The sequence below is a fragment of the Paenibacillus sp. ACRRY genome (genome assembly GCF_022346995.1).
Lineage (GTDB): Bacteria > Bacillota > Bacilli > Paenibacillales > Paenibacillaceae > Paenibacillus.
On sequence record NZ_JAKRNM010000005.1, the window covers coordinates 116,153 to 135,583 of the forward strand.

20 protein-coding genes and 1 tRNA gene are annotated in these 19,431 nt (G+C 46.5%); 16 read left to right on the forward strand and 5 right to left on the reverse strand.

Annotated features, from left to right (window positions below; all coding sequences use genetic code 11):
• The first annotated feature begins 29 nt into the window (after positions 1 to 29).
• The 6 genes from MH144_RS18930 (at position 30) to MH144_RS18955 (ending at position 3,493) form a co-directional block, all read left to right on the forward strand.
• Positions 30 to 395: a hypothetical protein gene (locus tag MH144_RS18930; protein ID WP_239302864.1), complete on the forward strand. Its 366-nt coding sequence runs from the start codon at positions 30 to 32 to the stop codon at positions 393 to 395.
• A 1-nt stretch (position 396) separates the two neighbouring features.
• Complete coding sequence (locus tag MH144_RS18935; RefSeq protein ID WP_239302866.1) at positions 397 to 1,092, forward strand: GNAT family N-acetyltransferase; 696 nt, start codon at positions 397 to 399, stop codon at positions 1,090 to 1,092.
• 91 nt (positions 1,093 to 1,183) lie between these two features.
• Positions 1,184 to 1,624, forward strand: a complete 441-nt coding sequence (locus MH144_RS18940; RefSeq protein ID WP_239302868.1) for a hypothetical protein — start codon at positions 1,184 to 1,186, stop codon at positions 1,622 to 1,624.
• A 24-nt stretch (positions 1,625 to 1,648) separates the two neighbouring features.
• Positions 1,649 to 2,035, forward strand: a complete 387-nt coding sequence (locus MH144_RS18945; RefSeq protein ID WP_239302870.1) for a hypothetical protein — start codon at positions 1,649 to 1,651, stop codon at positions 2,033 to 2,035.
• A 99-nt stretch (positions 2,036 to 2,134) separates the two neighbouring features.
• Positions 2,135 to 2,917, forward strand: coding sequence for a glutamate racemase (murI, locus tag MH144_RS18950; RefSeq protein ID WP_239302872.1), 783 nt, complete (start codon positions 2,135 to 2,137; stop codon positions 2,915 to 2,917).
• A gap of 42 nt (positions 2,918 to 2,959) precedes the next feature.
• Positions 2,960 to 3,493: a histidine phosphatase family protein gene (locus MH144_RS18955; RefSeq protein ID WP_239303595.1), complete on the forward strand. Its 534-nt coding sequence runs from the start codon at positions 2,960 to 2,962 to the stop codon at positions 3,491 to 3,493.
• Positions 3,494 to 3,563: 70 nt separating this feature from the next.
• Here the strand turns inward: MH144_RS18955 and MH144_RS18960 are convergent, their stop codons facing one another.
• On the reverse strand, positions 3,564 to 3,926 hold the full coding sequence (locus tag MH144_RS18960; RefSeq protein WP_239302876.1) for a DUF423 domain-containing protein: 363 nt from the start codon (positions 3,924 to 3,926) through the stop codon (positions 3,564 to 3,566).
• Between the two features lie 66 nt (positions 3,927 to 3,992).
• Entirely contained in the window at positions 3,993 to 4,922 is a 930-nt protein-coding gene (coaA, locus tag MH144_RS18965; RefSeq protein ID WP_239302877.1) for a type I pantothenate kinase, read from the reverse strand.
• Between the two features lie 196 nt (positions 4,923 to 5,118).
• Between coaA and MH144_RS18970 the strand changes: the two genes are divergently transcribed.
• The 10 genes from MH144_RS18970 to odhB all read left to right on the forward strand — a co-directional run bounded on the left by MH144_RS18970 (position 5,119) and on the right by odhB (position 16,526).
• Positions 5,119 to 5,904, forward strand: coding sequence for a DUF3891 family protein (locus tag MH144_RS18970; RefSeq protein WP_239302878.1), 786 nt, complete (start codon positions 5,119 to 5,121; stop codon positions 5,902 to 5,904).
• 127 nt (positions 5,905 to 6,031) lie between these two features.
• A complete protein-coding gene (locus tag MH144_RS18975) occupies positions 6,032 to 8,521 on the forward strand; it encodes a right-handed parallel beta-helix repeat-containing protein (protein WP_239302879.1) in 2,490 nt (829 codons plus the stop codon).
• 344 nt (positions 8,522 to 8,865) lie between these two features.
• Entirely contained in the window at positions 8,866 to 9,360 is a 495-nt protein-coding gene (locus MH144_RS18980; protein WP_239302880.1) for an 8-oxo-dGTP diphosphatase, read from the forward strand.
• 130 nt (positions 9,361 to 9,490) lie between these two features.
• Positions 9,491 to 9,913 (forward strand): GNAT family N-acetyltransferase, encoded by a 423-nt coding sequence (locus MH144_RS18985; protein ID WP_239302881.1) that lies wholly within the window; start codon positions 9,491 to 9,493, stop codon positions 9,911 to 9,913.
• Positions 9,914 to 10,096: 183 nt separating this feature from the next.
• Positions 10,097 to 10,582, forward strand: a complete 486-nt coding sequence (locus tag MH144_RS18990) for a GNAT family N-acetyltransferase (protein WP_239302882.1) — start codon at positions 10,097 to 10,099, stop codon at positions 10,580 to 10,582.
• On the forward strand, positions 10,579 to 10,935 hold the full coding sequence (locus MH144_RS18995; RefSeq protein WP_239302883.1) for a cupin domain-containing protein: 357 nt from the start codon (positions 10,579 to 10,581) through the stop codon (positions 10,933 to 10,935). The genes MH144_RS18990 and MH144_RS18995 overlap by 4 nt, the downstream gene beginning before the upstream one ends.
• 155 nt (positions 10,936 to 11,090) lie before the next feature.
• Positions 11,091 to 11,522, forward strand: coding sequence for an NUDIX domain-containing protein (locus MH144_RS19000; RefSeq protein ID WP_239302884.1), 432 nt, complete (start codon positions 11,091 to 11,093; stop codon positions 11,520 to 11,522).
• Positions 11,523 to 11,735: 213 nt separating this feature from the next.
• Positions 11,736 to 11,809 (forward strand) — tRNA-Pro (locus MH144_RS19005).
• A 560-nt stretch (positions 11,810 to 12,369) separates the two neighbouring features.
• Positions 12,370 to 15,243: a 2-oxoglutarate dehydrogenase E1 component gene (locus tag MH144_RS19010; RefSeq protein ID WP_239302885.1), complete on the forward strand. Its 2,874-nt coding sequence runs from the start codon at positions 12,370 to 12,372 to the stop codon at positions 15,241 to 15,243.
• 5 nt (positions 15,244 to 15,248) lie between these two features.
• Positions 15,249 to 16,526, forward strand: a complete 1,278-nt coding sequence (odhB, locus tag MH144_RS19015; RefSeq protein WP_239302886.1) for a 2-oxoglutarate dehydrogenase complex dihydrolipoyllysine-residue succinyltransferase — start codon at positions 15,249 to 15,251, stop codon at positions 16,524 to 16,526.
• A gap of 124 nt (positions 16,527 to 16,650) precedes the next feature.
• On the opposite strand, the gene MH144_RS19020 is transcribed toward odhB, so the two are convergent.
• The 3 genes from MH144_RS19020 to mnmM all read right to left on the reverse strand — a co-directional run bounded on the left by MH144_RS19020 (position 16,651) and on the right by mnmM (position 19,431).
• A complete protein-coding gene (locus tag MH144_RS19020) occupies positions 16,651 to 17,631 on the reverse strand; it encodes an alpha/beta fold hydrolase (RefSeq protein WP_239302887.1) in 981 nt (326 codons plus the stop codon).
• Positions 17,632 to 17,658: 27 nt separating this feature from the next.
• Positions 17,659 to 18,636, reverse strand: a complete 978-nt coding sequence (locus MH144_RS19025) for a type I phosphomannose isomerase catalytic subunit (RefSeq protein ID WP_095288348.1) — start codon at positions 18,634 to 18,636, stop codon at positions 17,659 to 17,661.
• A gap of 210 nt (positions 18,637 to 18,846) precedes the next feature.
• Positions 18,847 to 19,431 carry a tRNA 5-(aminomethyl)-2-thiouridylate-methyltransferase MnmM gene (mnmM, locus tag MH144_RS19030; RefSeq protein WP_239302888.1) on the reverse strand — a complete coding sequence of 195 codons (585 nt, stop codon included), beginning with the start codon at positions 19,429 to 19,431 and terminating at the stop codon, positions 18,847 to 18,849.

Consider the following 19,431-nt stretch of genomic DNA (forward strand, 5'->3'; position numbering starts at 1 on the left):
ATGGAAATTAATGAGGGAGGTGCAGCTCTTTGTGCAGATATGCCATGTCAGGACCATACAAAGACACATATGCCTGTTTCGACTGCCGCAAATCATTTAAGCAAACATCGAGACATGATCTCGTTCCTGAAGTGTATGAAAGGCTTGAATTTAAATGCCCGCAGTGTGCGGCACCCATGGTTAGCATGGGACAAGATTTTAGAGCACCGAAGCAAAGTGATCTGAAACAATGGAAGAAGGTAGCGATTCTTTATCGCCACGGAATCACCTTCCATAGTTGTGGATGCGGGCCCGGATATCGTCCGGCCGAATTGCGGCAACTGCCCGAGTTCCTGGAAAAGTCTGTTCATAAACGAAGTGAAGGCGAGCGGTTATTACTAAGGTTGGCTAAATAATATGGATTCCCTATTCAATATCGAACCGTCTGACTTGATGAAAATACAGGCACAGACCTTATATACGATGAACATGCAGCAGCGTCTGACTGGTATTAACGAACCGGAAGGCGGGCATGCGCCTGCCTTGTTTATTGGCATGACTTCTGCTGGACTTCTGCCTTATTACCATGAGCACTTGCCGCCAAACCTTACGGATCAGCTGGCGACTGAAGCGAAGCTTCCGCTTGACATTCCGAAGCTGCTAGGGACGATCGAGGCTTATAAGCCCGTCAAGCATCTATGGATGGGACCTGCATTTGTCTTCCGGGAGAAATGGGACAAGTGGCATTCACGTGTGCAGCTTATTGACCGTCATCATACGTTTTTGCTGGAAGAGCATTTTCCCGATCTCATCGGGCGATTGCATGCAAATGCGCCTGTAGTTGCTTATGTTATTGGAGATTCCGCCGTAGCCGTATGCTGCTCCGCCCGAACTTCGGAGCTGGGCGCAGAAGCGAGTCTGCATACCATTCCTGCGTCCCGAGGACATGGATATGGGGTGGAGACGGTCAAATGCTGGCAGTACCACGTGCAAGAGAGCGGACGCATTCCTCTCTACAGTACATCCTGGGACAATCTTTCCTCGCAGCAGGTGGCCCGCAAACTGGGACTGTACCAATACGGCATGGATTTCAGCATAACGACTTCGTCATAGAGGGTGAACCCGGTGATTAGAACATATGTACAAAAGGAGCTGCAACATGTCATTGGAGCTCATATCCGAATTTACCGGGAGGAGTATAATGATGAAGACAGAACCTGAATATGCGCAGAATACCATAACGGGAGTCCGGTTTCGAGGAGCGTTTTGCTGGTATGTAACTGAGCGGGAGTACTGGTTTTTGAATGTGGAGATGGAGGAACGGTTCGGCATCGAAATACTGAACGAGGAAACCGCTGCAGCATTCCTGCAGGCCATTCAGGACGAGCGAGTAGCGGCCGCAGAACTGCGAGACTGTCTCTATCAATTTAGGAAGCAGTACCAAGAAGGTGACGAGTGGTTAAAGTTTGTGCCGTCATTCCTTGTGGATTTTGACCAAAGGCAGTTTTGCTCCATGTTTCCTGAGCCGGCGTCTTTCGAACATTACATGCCTCAAGGTTGGGTTGGATCCTATGTGGATTTTCTGGATCGGGTGCCTGAGGAACAGCGGTATTGGGAAATGGACGGCAGGTCCCTATTTCGTTAAACTTTCGTTGAAGGGCGTGGTCCGGTGATACGAAAACATTTGGTACGTTGCCTGGTATCTCTGAGTACTGTATTTGTGTTGGGAGCGTGCTCGGTCCAGACCGAGGAACAGCGTATATCAGGGGTGATTGAGCACAGCCTGCAGAAGATGGTTGGTGAATCTGCAATCATGGGCAGCAGTAATCCTAACGATTATATTGCAGGCAGCCCGGAGGCGTATGGACTAATCCTGAATACGGGTGAGGAAGGGTTGCTTGTTCTTTTACAGGAACTTGAGTCCAGCTCCGATAACGGTCTAAGGGAATGGATCATGGCTCAGGCAAGTACGGAGCTGCTCGGGGACCGGAATTCCGTGAACGAGTGGAATAGTGGAAAAGACTGGCTTAGACAGTATAAAATGAGTGAAGAATAGTAAATTCTCTAGAACAATCCTCACCTCCAGTCATCATGAGCAGGAAATAAAGGTTCCTGGACCTGGAACCCAAAAGAATACGTTATAGAGGTGAAACCCTTGAATAAGAAAATTGCATTTTTTGACTCGGGCATCGGCGGTTTAACCGTCCTGCATAAAGCTTTGCAGCAGCTGCCTGAAGAACAATTTTTGTATTATGCAGATACGCTTCATGTCCCATACGGAACCAAATCTGCAGATGAAGTAAGAGGGCATGTCTTTGATTGCGCCGAAGCGATCGTACGGGAACATGTAAAAGCAATCGTGGTTGCCTGCAACACGGCGACAAGTCTGGCGGTAAAAGATTTGCGTGCCAAGTATGATATCCCGGTTATCGGAATGGAACCTGCGGTGAAGCCGGCCGTAGAGATGAACCGTGAAAGCGGGAGAAGAGTTCTTGTATTTGCAACGGCACTAACCTTGAGTCAGAGCAAATATAACGAACTGGTATCCCGCGTGGATGACCATCACAGTGTGGATTCTATGCCGCTGCCTGAACTCGTGGAATGGTGTGAACAGCTGAATTTTGATCCAGAAAAAAGTGCTGCGTATTTTCGCCAGAAACTGGCTGATCTGGATCTGAAATCATACGGTACGGTTGTACTTGGTTGTACGCATTATCCGTTCTATTCACATATCCTCCGGACAGTACTTCCAGATCATGTGCAGATTATTGATGGCAGTGCAGGCACGGTCAACCGTCTGAAGCATTTGCTGGGGTTAACGGAACAGCATGGGACGCGACCGGAAGAGCAGGTTACATTTTTGAGTTCAGGAGGACAATGGGAAGACCAGGAGAAAATGAAGGCTGCTCTTCGGTATCTAGACACGATCTCCAGATGAGCTGTACCAGAGGAGGAGAGAATCCTGCAATCGATCTACCTCATTCGTCACGCCAAGGCAACAGGACAGGAACCGTATGCAGAACTTACAGATGATGGTCTTGCTCAGGCAGAGCAGTTGGCGAAGAAACTTGCTGTCCATTCTGTATCTTACATTGTCTCCAGTCCGTGGAAAAGAGCGCTCCAGACGGCAGACCCACTCGCCAGAGCTGTATCGCAACATATACATACCGATGAGCGCTTTCAGGAAAGAGTGCTCAGCACTCGCCATCTGGAGAACTGGATGGAAGTGCTGGAACGGACATATACGGATGAAAACTTCGCAGAAGAAGGCGGAGAGTCGTCACGCATCGCGACCGCACGCGGGATGGAAGTGCTGGAAGAATGTTGGAGCCGCACTGAGCGATCTGCGGCTGTTATCACTCATGGCAACATGCTATCTCTGCTCCTTCGCCATTATCATAAGTCCTTTGGTTACGAAGAGTGGATGTTGCTAACCAATCCCGATGTGTATGTGCTGGAAAGGCCACGAGGAGAACAGGAGCCACCTTCCATTCGCAGAATATGGACAGATTAAACAACAAAGAGTGCTCCAGCGATCATCTACATCGGCTAGAACACTCTTTTTCGTTTACCATCCGTCTGCATTACAGAACAGCAATAATGACCATGACCCATCCGGCAAGGAATGCGACTCCGCCAAGCGGAGTAATCGCACCAAGCTTGCGGACACCCGTTATGCTCAGTGCATAGAGACTGCCTGAAAATAGAAGGATGCCTGCGAACAGCAGCCATCCTGCTGCCATAATGAGCGAGGACTGTTCCAGTCGGTCCGCAATCAGGCCCAGAAGGATCAATCCGAGACCGTGGGCAAGGTGATACTGAACTCCGGTTTCGTATATTTTGATCATGTCCGCAGATAATTTGCGCTTGAGCGCGTGAGCACCGAACGCCCCGAGGGCTACGGCGAGAAACATCATGATACTACCGAGTACAACTAAGGTTTGCATAGGCTATAGTCTCCTTTAGTAGAGTAGAGGGGTAGTGTGACCTTCGGTACAGCTTGCTGATAGCAACTACAGTTTGCGCAGTTTGATGTGCTGAATCGAGTGGTCAGCTTCTTTTCTTAAGATTAATCTGGCACGTCCCTTGGTTGGCAAAATGTTCTCGTGCAGATTCTTAGCGTTAATGTCCTGCCAGATCTGACTGGCCGTTAGTACAGCTTCCTCTTCACCAATGTTGGCAAAGCGATCATGGAAGAAGGAATCTGCATTCTGAAATGCGGTGCTGCGCAGCAGCTTGAAACGTTCAATGTACCAATGACGGATGTGCTCCTCATCTGCATCAATATAGATGGAAAAGTCAAAAAAATCGCTGACAAGCAGCGGTGTTTCCTTTTTCACCTGCAGGACGTTAATACCTTCAATAATGAGGATGTCTGGTTGGCAGATCGTTTGCTCTTCTCCTTGAATGACATCATAGGCAAGGTGGGAATACACTGGCGCTTTTACTTCAGGTTTACCCGATTTTACATCGCCCATGAACTGAATAAGAGATTTGATATCGTAACTTTCGGGGAATCCCTTCCGGTTCATGATGCCTTTCTCTTCCAGTATGGCGTTGGGATATAAGAAACCGTCGGTCGTAACGAGGTCAACCTTGGGTTTGTTTTTACCTCTGGCGAGCATGGCCTGGAGCAAACGGGCTGTCGTGCTTTTGCCCACGGCAACACTGCCCCCAATTCCGATGATGTAGGGAGCGGGAGATTGTTCCTTTTTCAAAAAAGAAGCCGTCAATCGATTCAATTCACGTGAAACTCTTGCATATAAGTCAATAAAGTGGGTAAGTGGTAAATAAATATCTTCCACTTCCTGAATGGATACTTCTTCATTCAATCCCTTTAGTTGTTCCAATTCGGCTTCCGTCAGTGGAAGGGTGGTCTGATGTTCTTTCAGTTCAGCCCATTCCTTGCGGTTAAACTCGATGTAAGGAGAGTATAAATTCATGAGATCCCGCTTTCTGTATGTAATGTAATCAGTGACACAATCTTTAGTGTACCAAATTTCAGGCAACTGACAACACCTTTACATTTGCAAATTTGTTATGCCGTCCGGGCGAAGAAGAATAAGTGAAGTGATAACGGGAAGATTTATACCAGTATATGTAAAAGTCGAAGTATACCATGCGGAAGGGTGACAGCAAATGATCGTATATGAGAGAGAGCATGATTTTGTTTTGACCGCACAGCATGAGCATGGACAAGTAGCCGGCGTGATGGCTTCCCACTGGAAAGATGAACTGCTCGCTGATTCCCGTCACCGGGAGGAACTTATCCTTGCAGCAAGAGAACATGACCGTGGCTGGATTGAGCTGGATTCTGCACCGTTCTGGAATGATTATAGTCAGTCACCGTATTCGTTTAGGGATTTCCCGTTACGCCCGCGTTTTGTATTTTACCAAAAAGGGATTGATGAAGTCCGTGAAAAAAGTCTGTATGCCGGGCTATTGTGCAGCATGATGTACACGGAGCTATTTCAGAACACCCTGGGTGCTAACGCTAACGATGATGACGATATCCGGGAATATCTGAAGAAAGAACAACGTTTTCAGGCAGACTGGCAACAGCAGCTCGGCGGAGGAGATGAACTCAAGCGCAGATTGCAAAGCGACCTGGAGATCATGTTATTCTGTGATCAGCTCAGCCTTTTTCTCTGTATGGAGGAGCCCGGAACCCCTGCATCGCGCTATGATTTTTTTGCCGAGGGACTCAGCTGTACCTTCGATGCCTGTGGAAGAGAACCGATCCGGGCTGAATGGATCTCAGGTGATAAAGTAGGGCTCTCTTACTTTCCATTTACTCAGGAATTCACTGTCGGTCTGCCTTACAAATCGGTACCCAAAGCAAGCATCCGCAAATTTGGCCTTCTTCAGGCCTATCGGCGTGCCGAGTGGAAAGAACGCAGAGTGTTGATTACAAGTATGGACTGAGTTGGGACATGGATATAACTTTTACTTTGCAACAAAGTAAAAGTTATATCCATAAAAATAAACATCTTGAATATACATAAGTAGCATGAGCCGTTGTTTCTTACTTTTTGAGAAAGGCTGGACTGCTATGGACAAAGAAAAAACAAGATACCTCAATCTTTACAGTGGGATAACTGAAAAGGATGAGATTCATAGTGAAAAGTTATCCGCTAACTTTACTCAAATTGATGAAGAAGTTGCGGATCGGGGAGTTCACATAACATGGAATGGTGCAGATCGCACTGGAGTTAAGAGTAGCTCTGCTGCACTAAGTTCCCTTATTACAAATGAAAAGGATATTATCATCATCCCACAAGGCGTATTTTTATTAGACAAGGATGTCACCATTCCCGCTGACAAGCAACTTGTTTTTCAACGCAATGGAAGGTTTAAAATAAAAAAAGGAGTCACATTAACAATACAAGGATCAATTGATGCAAGGCCTTATGATTGGGTATTTGATATTTCATCGGGCGGAATGGTAAATGGGGAATTTCAAACAGAGTCAGTTTATCCTCAGTGGTTTGGCGCCAAAGCTGATGGTGTTAACAACGACGCTCCCGCTATTCAGGCGGCTGAGAACTTCGTTTATCAAAGAGGTGGCGGTATTGTTGTTTTTCCATTTGGAACCTACGGGGTGAAAAGTAAAATTATTAAGCGATCCAGTGTTCATTGGCGAGGGGCGCAGGCAAAAATAAAGAGAATTGATAATCTGGATCCCGTAGGAGCAGCATTTTCGCTGGTCCACGCTGAGGAAGGGACCTTTGATTGGTCTATTCAGTCATTGGAGTTTGAGAACATACCTCAGAACATTTTATTGGAAAAAGGTACTTATCATAATTTTGGACCTGGAAAGAACAACAGTTGTATTGACGCCTATCGTTGTTCTGAGTGGATTGTTCAGGACTGTGTTTTTCGTAAGTTTTCTCAAGGGATTTTATACCGTGGATGTGACACATTCACAATCTCTAACAATTGGTTTTATGGTGAAAGTGGAAAATCAGTTGAATCAATATTGGATGGTAGCTTCGTCTCATTTTCAAGTTATGTTTATACTGGAGCGATTATTTTTGCGTTTACTTCTTCGGCGGCGGAACTTCGTAATGCGGGGAATTTTCTTATATCTGATAATTATATCGAAGTCCCTGGACTTGATATTGGTATTGATGCTCTAGCGCAAACATGGAATGAAAATCCTTCAATTGTCAGTGAAAATATAATACTTGGTCCTAATTGTGGTATTCAGATATATAAGGGCAGCTTCCACGATCCTCTAAATGCACCGACCTATCGTGGAAATATTCAAGTACACAATAACCGTTTATATGCAACATGGGAACAAGGTATTTATATTAGATATACTAATGGTGTTACTATTTCACATAACTACCTTGAACGTGTTGCTCAAAAACCTGGTGGAGATAATGGCAGTTCTGGTGGTGGAATTGTAACCCGTGTTAACCCCTTCAACTTAACTCCTCACTCGCCAGGACCTTCCGATCATGTAGGCGTTGATATTCTATACAATCGAATCGTGAATCCGGGGCAAAACAACAAAATATTTGATGGTGCAATCCATATTCGAATTCCAAATTGTAGAGTCATTGGTAACGATATAATAAGGGAAACAAATTTATATCCAAGTTCGTTAGGTAAAGGCGTTTTGATTGATAACGGGGAAGGGGTTTTACAAGCAGAAATTAGTGGTAATCGGATTAGAGGGTTTGAATATGGAATGTTTTGGGCGGGAACAGCAAAAGAACACGCTGGCGGGGAGCCGTGTATTATAAAAGATAACACTATTCGCGATTGCTCAACAGCAATTTTCCTTGATCCGTTACGAATAGATGGTATTCAAATACGAGCGAATAACATAATTAATGCGAATACAGGTTTGATATTAAAGAGAGCGCCTTATTCATTCATTGAAGGCAATCACTTTCATTCCTGTGTTGCTGGAGTAGTTTTAAGATCTGGAAATCTGGCAAGTGATTATGTAGCTTTAAAATCGGGGGGGACCTACAGCAGAGAGGACACTGGCATGAAAGCTGGAGGAACTGTTACGATGAGAAGCAATATTTTTATACAAGTTGATATACCTCATAGTGTTGCAGAAACATCACAAGGCGATGCAACCTTTCATGGCCGCTGCATTAGTTGGGAAGGTGATAGTGTTAATAGCCGTATCCTAAGGAATAACGATTTTCCTGATGCTAGACATCCCGTTACTTACACTGCAAAAATATGGAGCAAATATGATCGAGTAAATAATACAACTTTTGCATTAGGAAAAGTCCATGAGAGGATTTGTGTGACTGCCGGAATGTATGGTAGACCCCCAACGACGCCTATTAGAGGAACAATACTACAAAATTCAGCTATCGTTACTCAAGTTTCAAGTGTACTAAATATTGGTGTAGGGCAGTATTTGAATATTGATGGAGTTAACGTTTATGTACTAGAAGTGGATTATACAAACCATTCTGTCCACACAGATGTTAAATTTGGTTACAATAAATCCAATGTGAATATTCTAATAAGCGAACCTGTCTTTATGGATTTAATAACGCCGACATGAAATCAATAAATCATTTAAATAAAAGTTTAATATTTCCTGTAACCATAAACGAGCTACTATCTGATGATTATGATATATATAATTATGACAGATGGACCTCTAGCATCTCCTCTACTCGTTACCTTATCAGGTAATTAAGTTATGAAATGTTATAGTGCTTATCAACAAAACTCATATATTGTCATCCTAAATCGCTAAGTCCTTTTTATCTAAAAGGGCTTACTTAGGTTTGTTTAGTTATTTTCTTTGCTTGCCCTGAAATTATATCTGGAGGCAGGAAAATTCAAGGGATGACCAGAAATGTTAATGTACAACCATGTGAGATCAACGGTAGGAGGATTACGATGAGTACCAGAATTGACATATTTACGATGTGTATGATGTGGGACAAGCACAATGGAAAGGTTTTGTTGATGAACAGGCCTGATCGCAAGGGGTTTCCGGGATATATTGCGCCGGGAGGTAAGGTGGATTTCCCAGAAAGCATTGTGGACGGAGCCATGAGGGAAGTGAAGGAAGAAACGGGACTTGCGGTCCGTGAAATTACATACAAGGGTTTGGATGAGTTTTGCGATCCCGAGCAGGGACTGCGCTATATGGTTTTTAATTATCTGGCCACTTCATTTGAAGGTGAACTATTGCAGGATCCGCCTGAAGGCGAATTGCTCTGGATACCTGTCGAACAGGCGCTTGATTTGCCGATGCAGGGTTGGTTTGCAGAACGATTCCCGCGCTTCTTTCAAGAAGGCACATTTGAACGAAGCGTGATCTGGGAAAAGTCGACAAACCGTACACTACAAGAAACGTTTATGGTGTATACCGATATGGCAATGGAATAGAAGTAATTAAGGACATGGCAACAGATGAATACTCACCGGGATTGAACAAAATGTATCATCCATTTCTATGTATACGTATCCATATATTGTGATATAATGAGGTTTGCTTTTTTGAAGGGAGAGGTCAGCGATGAGAATTTCGTACCGTTCGAATCTGGACGGAATAGGTGTGGGACAACTAAGTGAACATTTTTTTGATGGCTGGCCGAATCCACCGTCGAAGGCGACTTTTTTGAGACTGTTGGAGCAATCGTATGCAGTTGAGCTTGCAGTGGATGATGAGACAGAGAAGGTCATCGGTTTTATTCAAGCCATTTCGGACGGGGTGCTCAGTGCATACATTCCATTGCTGGAAGTGGTGCCGGAGTTCCAAGGTAAGGGAATTGGGACAACGTTAACAGAGAGGATGTTGAATAGGCTTCAGGGTCTGTACATGATCGATCTGTTATGCGATACGGAAACGCAGCCTTTCTATGAGAAGCAGGGCATGCACAGAGCCAGTGGTATGATGGTTCGCCATTATTCCAATCAGAATGGAGCAACGCAGCAGTAATAGTTATATTTAATTAGATGTCCTGCTATAACCAGATTAGAAGAGAGTTCAAGATGTATTTCGCTATTAATCCTAGTGCCGGCATGTGAAGAGAATTACCCCAGTTTAGAGTTTTAGCTGATACATAGGCTTCTGCAAACGGGCTGTAAATGAATATTGTACGATGAAAAGGTGGAGATTCGCATGAGACTAACGTTCCGAATACTGGATTGGGAAGAGGAAAAGCCCTATGAACTTTTGCTAATGGCTGATCCCTCCAAAGCCAAAGTAGACGAATATTTAAGTCGTGGCGTATGTTTTATCGCCGAATATGAAGGCGAGATGGTAGGCGAGTTTGTTTTGCTTAAGACCCGTCCTGAGACTGTTGAGATTGTTAATATTGCCGTTCAGGAAGAATTGCAGGGACAAGGCGTCGGCAAGCACATGATTAAGGAAGCAATTGAAGCAGCAGACAGGCTGGGCTGCCGAACTGTCGAGATCGGAACAGGCAATTCTAGCTTTCATCAGTTGAAGCTGTATCAACGTTGCGGTTTTCGCATTATAGGAGTTGATCGTGACTATTTTGTAAGACATTACGAGGAAGAGATTATTGAGGACGGTATTCGCTGCGTGGATATGATCCGTCTGGCGGTGGACGTGGATACCTTAGCGGAGGAAAACAACAAGTGAGAATTTACCGTGTAGAGCCTGAATATGCGCGAATCGTTACCGCTTTTGGAAGTAGCGGAGCTAAAATTGCGCCAATACTTCAAAACACCTCGGGTTGCCATGTGTCTTATCTCAAACTTACTGGAGGCGGAGAATTGGGGCAGCATCCGGCTGTAGGGGAGCAAGTGTTTCTGGTACTTGAAGGTGAAGGTTGGGTTGAAGGTGAAACGGGGGAACGTGTAGTTATCCAGGCAGGAGAAGCCGCGTTTTGGATGGACGGTGAAAACCATCGGTCCGGTTCGGAGCATGGGTTAACCGCCATGTTGATCGAAGGAAGTGAGCTGGATATTCGTTTGTCATTGCATTCTAAATGAATCTGAAGAGGGGAGCTGAAGCCTTTGAGTATGCTCTGGGTGGTTGTCATTATAACGGGGTTAATCTTCACTCCATCGTTTTATCAGATGAATAAGCGGATACGAAAATTGGAGGAACAAGTCAGATACCTCACAGATGAAAGAAGGAGTCATCCATGAATCAACATACACATCTGGGGGTATATGGCCTCATTCGATGGGGTCACAAGATATTGTTAATCCATAAAGCACGAGGGGCGTATAAAGGGTGTTGGGATCTGCCTGGCGGCAGAATGGAATTCGGAGAACAACCGGAAACTGCCCTGCACCGCGAAATCGAAGAAGAAACGGGACTTACAGATGTGCAGGTGACTATTCGTTCTGCGGAATCTACTGTTGTGCATTGGGTGTATCAGGAGATACCTGAGGAGCTTCATCATATCGGCATTTTGTATGATGTGCAGTTGAAGTCTGACAAGCAGGCAAGTGAGATCAGGAAGGACCCGGATGGTGAAGATTCATTGGGTGCGGCTTGGTTTGCAATGGAGCAGATTCACCAGCTCTCCTTAACACCATTTGCTTCACATATGATCTTTGGACGTAGTTAGGAGTCAGAGTTGGATATCGAGATACAAGTATTCGGTACGAAAGTGTTTTTAAAGAAACACATAGGTGGACGCAATGTTATATATTGCCAGATGAAATGAGCATAAGGTATAATTTGGTTATATTTTGAATGGGGTCCCGCATTAGGATCCAGCGATTTGGGGATACGGAAAAGAACTACACGTTATAATTCGCGAATTCAATTTGCGATTTATCGGGGTATAGCGCAGCCTGGTAGCGCGCACCCTTGGGGTGGGTGAGGTCGTGGGTTCAAATCCCGCTACTCCGATTCGAAATGGTACACAGAAGCGAAGGCTGTGAATCTGACGATTCATGGTCTTTTTTTGTTGAATGTGTTCTCAAATGGTTAATGTTTAACTGGACGGTTTGTTTTGACTGGTTATGGACCACAATTCTTATTAAAGGGGGTTAATGCGGAAACTTTGGAGCTCATGTATTGGCGATATGCAGAGTTTATGCTCCATTTATCTGATTCATCTAATTTATGCATCAATTGAACTAAAAATAGGAAATGCTCCTGAGCGTAAAAGTTTATAGAATAGACATTAGAAAACGAATTCGATTTACATTGAGTTAGATGTAACCCTCGAACAGATCTGAACACTATTCGACATCTGTGTCGGCGGGATTTCCAATTATTGTTTATTATGTTTTTGAAAACGCAGACAAACCTTGACGGGAGCGTCGGAACAACGTTATTTACCCCCAACATCACGATGATTGGACTTCATGAAAAATTTCGCTTAAAATGTTGAACGAACGCAAATTACGGCTTAGTCAATGATTTCCGTCAAAAAACACGACTAAATCAAGACGGAGGGAACGTCGATGACGATCGAGGAACGCAACAAGAAGCCCTGGGAAAGTTACTATGGACCCAATTTGGGATACGTACAAGAACAATATGAATTATTCTCACAGGATCCTGAATCGGTTACACCCGCATATCGGGAATTGTTTGAACAATGGGGTGCTCCGCCGATGCCTGGCAGAGATGCACATACAGCCACTTATTCCGGCAACGCCCAAACAGCTTCCGGGAGCGTGGATATTCAATTATTACAGAAAGCGGTTACAGCCGGGAAACTGGTTTGGAATATTCGAACTTATGGTCACCTTGCCGCGGATATTGATCCGCTTGGCATAAGTGAAGATTCAGATACATCTTTATTGGAACCGAAGCATTTTGAATTGAATGAGGAAGATTTGAAAGCACTGCCCGCATCCCTGATTTGGGAAGGTGCAGATGGACAGACGACCAACGGCTGGGATGCCATTCAGCGTCTGCGCCAGATCTACACAGGTCCAATCGCTTATGAATTCAGCCATGTTCATGAAGTTCATGAACGCGAGTGGCTTAACCGCCGTGCAGAATCCCGTACGTCCCCGGCACCACTGGATCAGGATGAACGGAAAGCACTGCTGGAACGTTTGGTTGAGGTAGAGCAATTCGAGGATTTCCTTCACAAAACGTTTGTGGGACAGAAACGTTTCTCTATTGAAGGAAACGACGTGCTTGTACCGATGCTGGATGAAGCAGTACGCATTATGGCACACTCGGGCTCAAGCCATATTCTGATGGGGATGGCTCACCGGGGACGTCTGAACGTGCTCGCTCATGTCCTCGGCAAACCATACAGCAAAATTTTCTCTGAATTTCATCATTCCCCGAACAAGGATCTGGTTCCTTCTGAAGGATCGACAGGAATCAATTACGGCTGGACGGGGGATGTCAAATATCACCTTGGTGCGAACCGCTTTGTAAAAGATGGCGAAGCAGTACAGGCTCGTCTGACACTTGCTAACAATCCGAGTCATCTGGAGTACGTTAACCCAGTTGTTCAAGGCTTTGCACGTGCGGCGCAGGATGATCGGCGTGATCCGGGATATCCGAAACAGGACGTTACAAAAGCAGCGACAATTCTGATGCATGGCGATGCAGCCTTCCCTGGTGAAGGTATTGTGGCGGAAACGCTCAATTTCAAAGCACTCCCTGGCTATCAGAACGGCGGAACGATTCATATTATCGTGAACAACCGTCTCGGGTTTACAACCGATAGCAGCGATTCCCGTTCTACTTATTACGCGAGTGACCTTGCCAAAGGTTACGAGATTCCGATTGTGCATGTGAATGCAGACAATCCGGAAGCATGTATCGCAGCGATTCGCATGGCAGCAGAGTACCGCAACAAGTTCAAAAAGGATTTCCTAATTGATTTGATCGGTTACCGCCGCTATGGTCACAATGAAACGGACGATCCGGAGACAACACAACCGAAAGTCTATGAAAAAGTAAAAAGTCACCCTACAGTGAGTCATCTGTATCAAGACCAGCTCAAGCAGGAAGCGGTTGTTGATGATGCATCCATTGGCAGCATTCGTGATGCAGTGACGAACCGTCTGAAGGATGCTTATGAACAAATGAAGAAAAACGAAGTTCATGAACAGTCACAGCTGAAAGCCACTCAACCAGAGGCAGTGTCATTGATTCCAACCGCCGTACCGATGGAGAATCTGCGCAGCATTAATGCCGATCTGTTGAAATGGCCAGAGAACTTCAATGTATATCCGAAGTTGCAGCGTATTTTGCAGCGTCGCAGCACTTCCCTGAACGAGGGCGAAAAAGTGGACTGGAGTCTTGCCGAGACACTGGCATTTGCCACGATTTTGGCTGACGGCAAGCCAATTCGGATCAGCGGACAGGACGCTGAACGTGCAACCTTCGCTCACCGAAATCTGGTATTGCATGATTCGGAGAACGGGACAACATTTTGCCCGCTGCATCATCTGCCGCAAGCACGTGCAGCGTTTGCAATCTACAACAGCCCGCTGTCGGAAGAGTCGGTACTTGGATTCGAGTATGGATATAACGTGTATTCTCCGGATACGCTTGTCATCTGGGAAGCTCAATTCGGTGACTTCGCCAACTGTGCACAGGTTATATTTGACCAATTCGTATCTGCTGGCCGTGCCAAATGGTCTCAGAAATCGAGTCTCGTCATGCTGCTTCCTCATGCCAATGAAGGACAGGGACCTGAGCATACAAGTGCCCGTCTCGAACGTTTCCTGCAGCTCTGTGCAGAAGATAATATGACAGTTGCCAACTTGACGAGTGCATCCCAGTATTTCCATCTGCTGCGCCGTCAGGCTTCATTGACTGAAACAGAAGATGCACGTCCTCTGGTTTTGATGTCGCCGAAGAGTCTCATTCGTAATCCGCGTGTTGCGTCACCTGCTGCAGCACTTAGCGAAGGCACGTTTGAGCCCGTACTTGAACAAGCAGGGCTTGGAACCAAACCGGATCGCGTAGAACGCATCATTCTGTGCAGTGGTAAGATCGCCATCGATCTCGAGGACGCTTTTGAGAAAGACAAAGCAGACTGGTCCTGGCTTCACATTATTCGTGTTGAACAGCTGTATCCGTTCCCGGCGGAAGAAATCAAGCGCGTACTTGCACGTTTCAGCAAGCTGAAAGAGCTGGTTTGGGTTCAGGAAGAGAACAAAAACATGGGAGCCTGGACATACATGGAACCTCGCTTGCGCGCTATTGCACCGGAAGGAACAACCGTGAGATACGAAGGCCGCCCGGAACATGCGAGTCCTTCCAGCGGTTATCAAACTGTGCATAGCATGGAACAGCAACAGATTATTACATCCGCGTTGAAGCAAACGACGAAGAATAATATTCCACTGGGGAGGTAACAGCTGTGAGTGAAATTAAAGTACCTGCAATGGGTGAATCGATTACCGAAGGAACGGTTTCCAGATGGCTTGTCAAAGAAGGCGAAACCGTAAATCAGGGCGACGTTCTTCTGGAGCTGGAAACAGATAAGGTGAATATCGAAATCAGTGCCGAAGAGAGCGGAGTACTCGAGAAAATTATTCGCCAGGAAGGCGAGACCGTTGAAATTGGAGAAACTATTGGTACGCTCGGAGCAGGAACAGGAGGAGGAAGCGGAGCACCCGCTTCCCAGCCGGCTGCTGAACAGCAACAGGCCCCAGCTCCAGAAGCAGTGGCAGTAGCAGTAGCAACTCCACCTGCAGCTGCAGCTCCGGAATCTTCCGAGAATGGCACCAAAACGGCATCACCAGCTGCACGTAAACTTGCCCGCGAGCGCGGCATTGAGCTGGATCAGGTGCAGAGCAAAGATCCGATTGGACGTGTGTATCAGGAAGATGTAAAAAGTCATAACACGCAGGCACCGGCCTCAACGCCAGCTCCTGCAAGCAAAGCTCCGGCAGCACCAGCAAGTTCTCCGGCAGCTGGAGGTTCTACTTATGCTAAACCGGTTGAACGCCAACGCATGTCCCGTCGCCGGGCTACCATTGCGAAGCGTTTGGTAGAAGCACAGCAAACGGCGGCAATGCTGACAACCTTTAACGAAGTAGACATGACTGCAATCATGGATGTTCGTAAACGCCGTAAGGACAAGTTCAAAGAGAAGCACGATATCGGCCTGGGATTCATGTCTTTCTTTACCAAAGCTGTGGTTGGCGCATTGAAAAAGTTCCCGACAATTAATGCTGAGATTGATGGGGAAGATGTTGTACTCAAAAAATATTACGACATCGGAATCGCAGTCTCTGCCAAGGAAGGTCTTGTTGTTCCTGTCGTTCGCGACGCAGATCGTCTGGGCTTCGCTGAGATTGAGAAGAGCATTGCGGACCTGGCTTCCAAAGCTCGTTCCAACTCCCTTGCGCTCTCCGACCTGCAAGGCGGTACGTTTACGATTACCAATGGCGGAACATTTGGTTCCTTGTTGTCAACGCCAATCCTGAATACACCTCAAGTGGGTATTCTCGGTATGCACAAGATCCAGCTTCGTCCGGTTGCGATCGACGCAGAGCGGATGGAAAATCGTCCGATGATGTATATCGCATTGTCCTACGATCACCGCATTATCGATGGTAGCGAGGCAGTACGCTTCCTCGTTACGGTGAAGGAACTGTTGGAAGATCCAGAATCCTTGCTCATTGAAGGATAACACGGACCGAAACATCATTAGCAATCATTATAGATTCACCTAGCAGAAAGCCCCTACCTGGAGCACAGCGCAAACTGTGTCCCTTGGTTGGGGCTTTCGTATTGTTATTAACTTGCAAGGAAAGTCAGACAGTGTCAGCGAGTGTGTCGCGAGTCTCATTCGTGCTGTCTTGCTCTGAGCCAGGCGTGTGACGCTCTAACCAGTTAACCACATGCAAGCATACTTCTTCACGATTGGTCTCGTGCAGCATCTCGTGCCGTCCTTCGGGATACAGGCGATACTCCACATCATGAATCTGAAGCTGTCTGTATTGGGAGACCAGATTAAATACGCCTTTACCATTCAGTCCGACCGGGTCCATCTCTCCGGAGAACAGATACACTGCTTTATCTTTTGGAATCCGCTTCATGTGTTCGGGCATATGGATTTCCAACAACAGTTTGAAAAAATCACGAAAGAATCCGGCTGTACAGATGGCTCCGCATAATGGATCGTCGATAAATCGTTTAACTTCGTCCGCATCACGCGATAGCCAATCAAATGGTGTGTTTGCTGGACGGAAAGAACGGTTAAATCCGCCAAACACGATGGCGTTGAGCAGCATGCTCGGATGTGCCGGACCTTGGATACCACACTGCATGAGTGCGAGTTTTTCACCAAATCGGAGAAGACCGCGCTTCCCATTGGTTCCGGACAAAATAAATGCATGGTAACGTTCATGTGCAGCATACATCAGATACTGTACCAAGAATGACCCCATACTATGTCCCATCAGAAACAAGGGGATTCCCGGATTTTCCTTGGATGCGACCTCACCGAGATTGATCATATCACTTGCCATCCAGCGAAAGGCGTCTGTTCCGGCATTGCCGAGCAGTTTCGGATTCTCGACGGATTTTCCATGTCCTCGGTGGTCATTGGCGTAGACAGCATACCCGTGACTGGTAAGACACTCGGCGAATTCTGCATATCGTGCTGCGGTCTCGGCCATGCCATGCGCAATCTGTACAACGCCTCTGATATCGCATTCCGGATCGGGAAGCCAGCGGTAGACATGAATGCGGGTACCTTCATTACCCACAAGGGCAAACGTAGATTCCTGCATCGTGTAACCCCTCCTTCACTGGTTTGATTAAGGTAGATAAGAACGAAGAACTGTCGTATTGCCATCCAGCGTATACGCTCCAAGATTGGCAGGCAGCAGGTAGCATTGTCCAGCGCTTAATTCAATTTTTTCCTGAGTATCATTGTCCCATTCCAAGGTTCCGTTCCCTTCACAAACGACGAGAATGGTGAAACTGTCAGCATGGGTAGAGAGTTCCCACCGATCTGTAACAATTCCTTTTTCTACGACAAAGTAAGGGCATTCCGCAAGCTTCAGCCATTCGCCTGGTGTCGCATTATTGGTTTTCATTGTGGTAGCACCAGCACCCTCATAGGCAGTCACATTCAAGGAATCTTCAACATGCAGCTCACGTGGTTTTCCATCCAGTCCTGGGCGATTATAATCGTAGATCCGGTAAGTTGTATCCGAATTTTGCTGGATCTCGGCAACAACCACTCCTGCGCACAGAGCATGTACCGTTCCGGCTGGGATGAAGAATGTATCTCCCGCTTCAACCGGTACTTGACGGAGCGTATCCATCACCGTGCCATTCTCCAGTGCTTCCTTTAGGACCGCACGATCGACTCCTTCGTTTAATCCATAGATGATGTGCGCTCCCGGTTTCGCGTCCAGCACATACCACATTTCCGTTTTGCCAAGTTCTCCTGGAGGCAGGGCTTCATAATCATCTGTCGGATGAACCTGTACGGATAAATCATCATTGCAGTCAAGCAGTTTGATCAAAAGGGGGAAGCGTCCGCCTTTTTCAGATACACCTTTTGTTCCGAGCCACGAAGTACCTAGCTGTTCCCGTACTTCATCGAGGCCTTTACCAGCAAGTTCGCCATTAATGACCTTGGTTGTACCGTTAGGATGATCTGCAATCATCCATCCTTCTCCAATATGTCCTTCAGGTGGTGTCAGACCGAATTGCTCCAGCGCCCGACCTCCCCATACACGTTCCTTAAACTCAGGTTGAAATTGCAGTGGGTATGGCTTAGACATCGTAATCTCTCCTCTAGTATATGAAGTGGTGAATCGCTTTAATCAATTCCATGCCTGTACATTCCGGATTGTATACGGTTGCAGCAGACAAGTATGTAAAGCACGCATCGTCATAGTAAACGAGCCAAGGTTAGAGCTTGGCCCATTCGTGCACAGCGATGTCGTGCTATTTAATGTGTTTATTTTATGGCATTTGGAGAGTAAAGGAAATTACTTTTTCTCAATGCCAATCAGAAAAGGAGAGGCTGCGCGCTGCAGCTGGCGGTAGATGACAACTTGTGCCTGGTCTACAGGCAATGCCGAACACCAGGCAAGTACTGCATCTGCCTCCTGTGCACCACCATCATGACCCGGGTACAATACGGCTGTTATTATACCGCGTGGCCTCAGTAAGCCCAGTGCGGCTTCTAATGCTCCAATCGTGCTGTCCGTTTGGGTAATCACAGAAGCATCCGCACCTTCGGAGGGCAGGTATCCCAAGTTGAACATGACTGCGCCAACTTGGCCCTGCCATTGCTCGGGAACAGCTTCAGCCATTCGGTCATGGCTTAACTCCATCAGGGAGATGGAACCGAGCTTTGAGCCGTCTTCCTGTTTACGAATTCGGGCTTGAGCCAGAGTTAGTGCTTCATTTTGGATATCAAAACCGATGACCTGACCGCGTTTGCCAACTTGCTGTGCGAGAAACAGGGTATCCGCACCTGTACCTACTGTGGCATCAATGGCAGAATCCCCGGGCTGCAAACGGGAGGATACCCATTGATGGGCACAGCTAAGAACCGAGAGAAAGCCCAT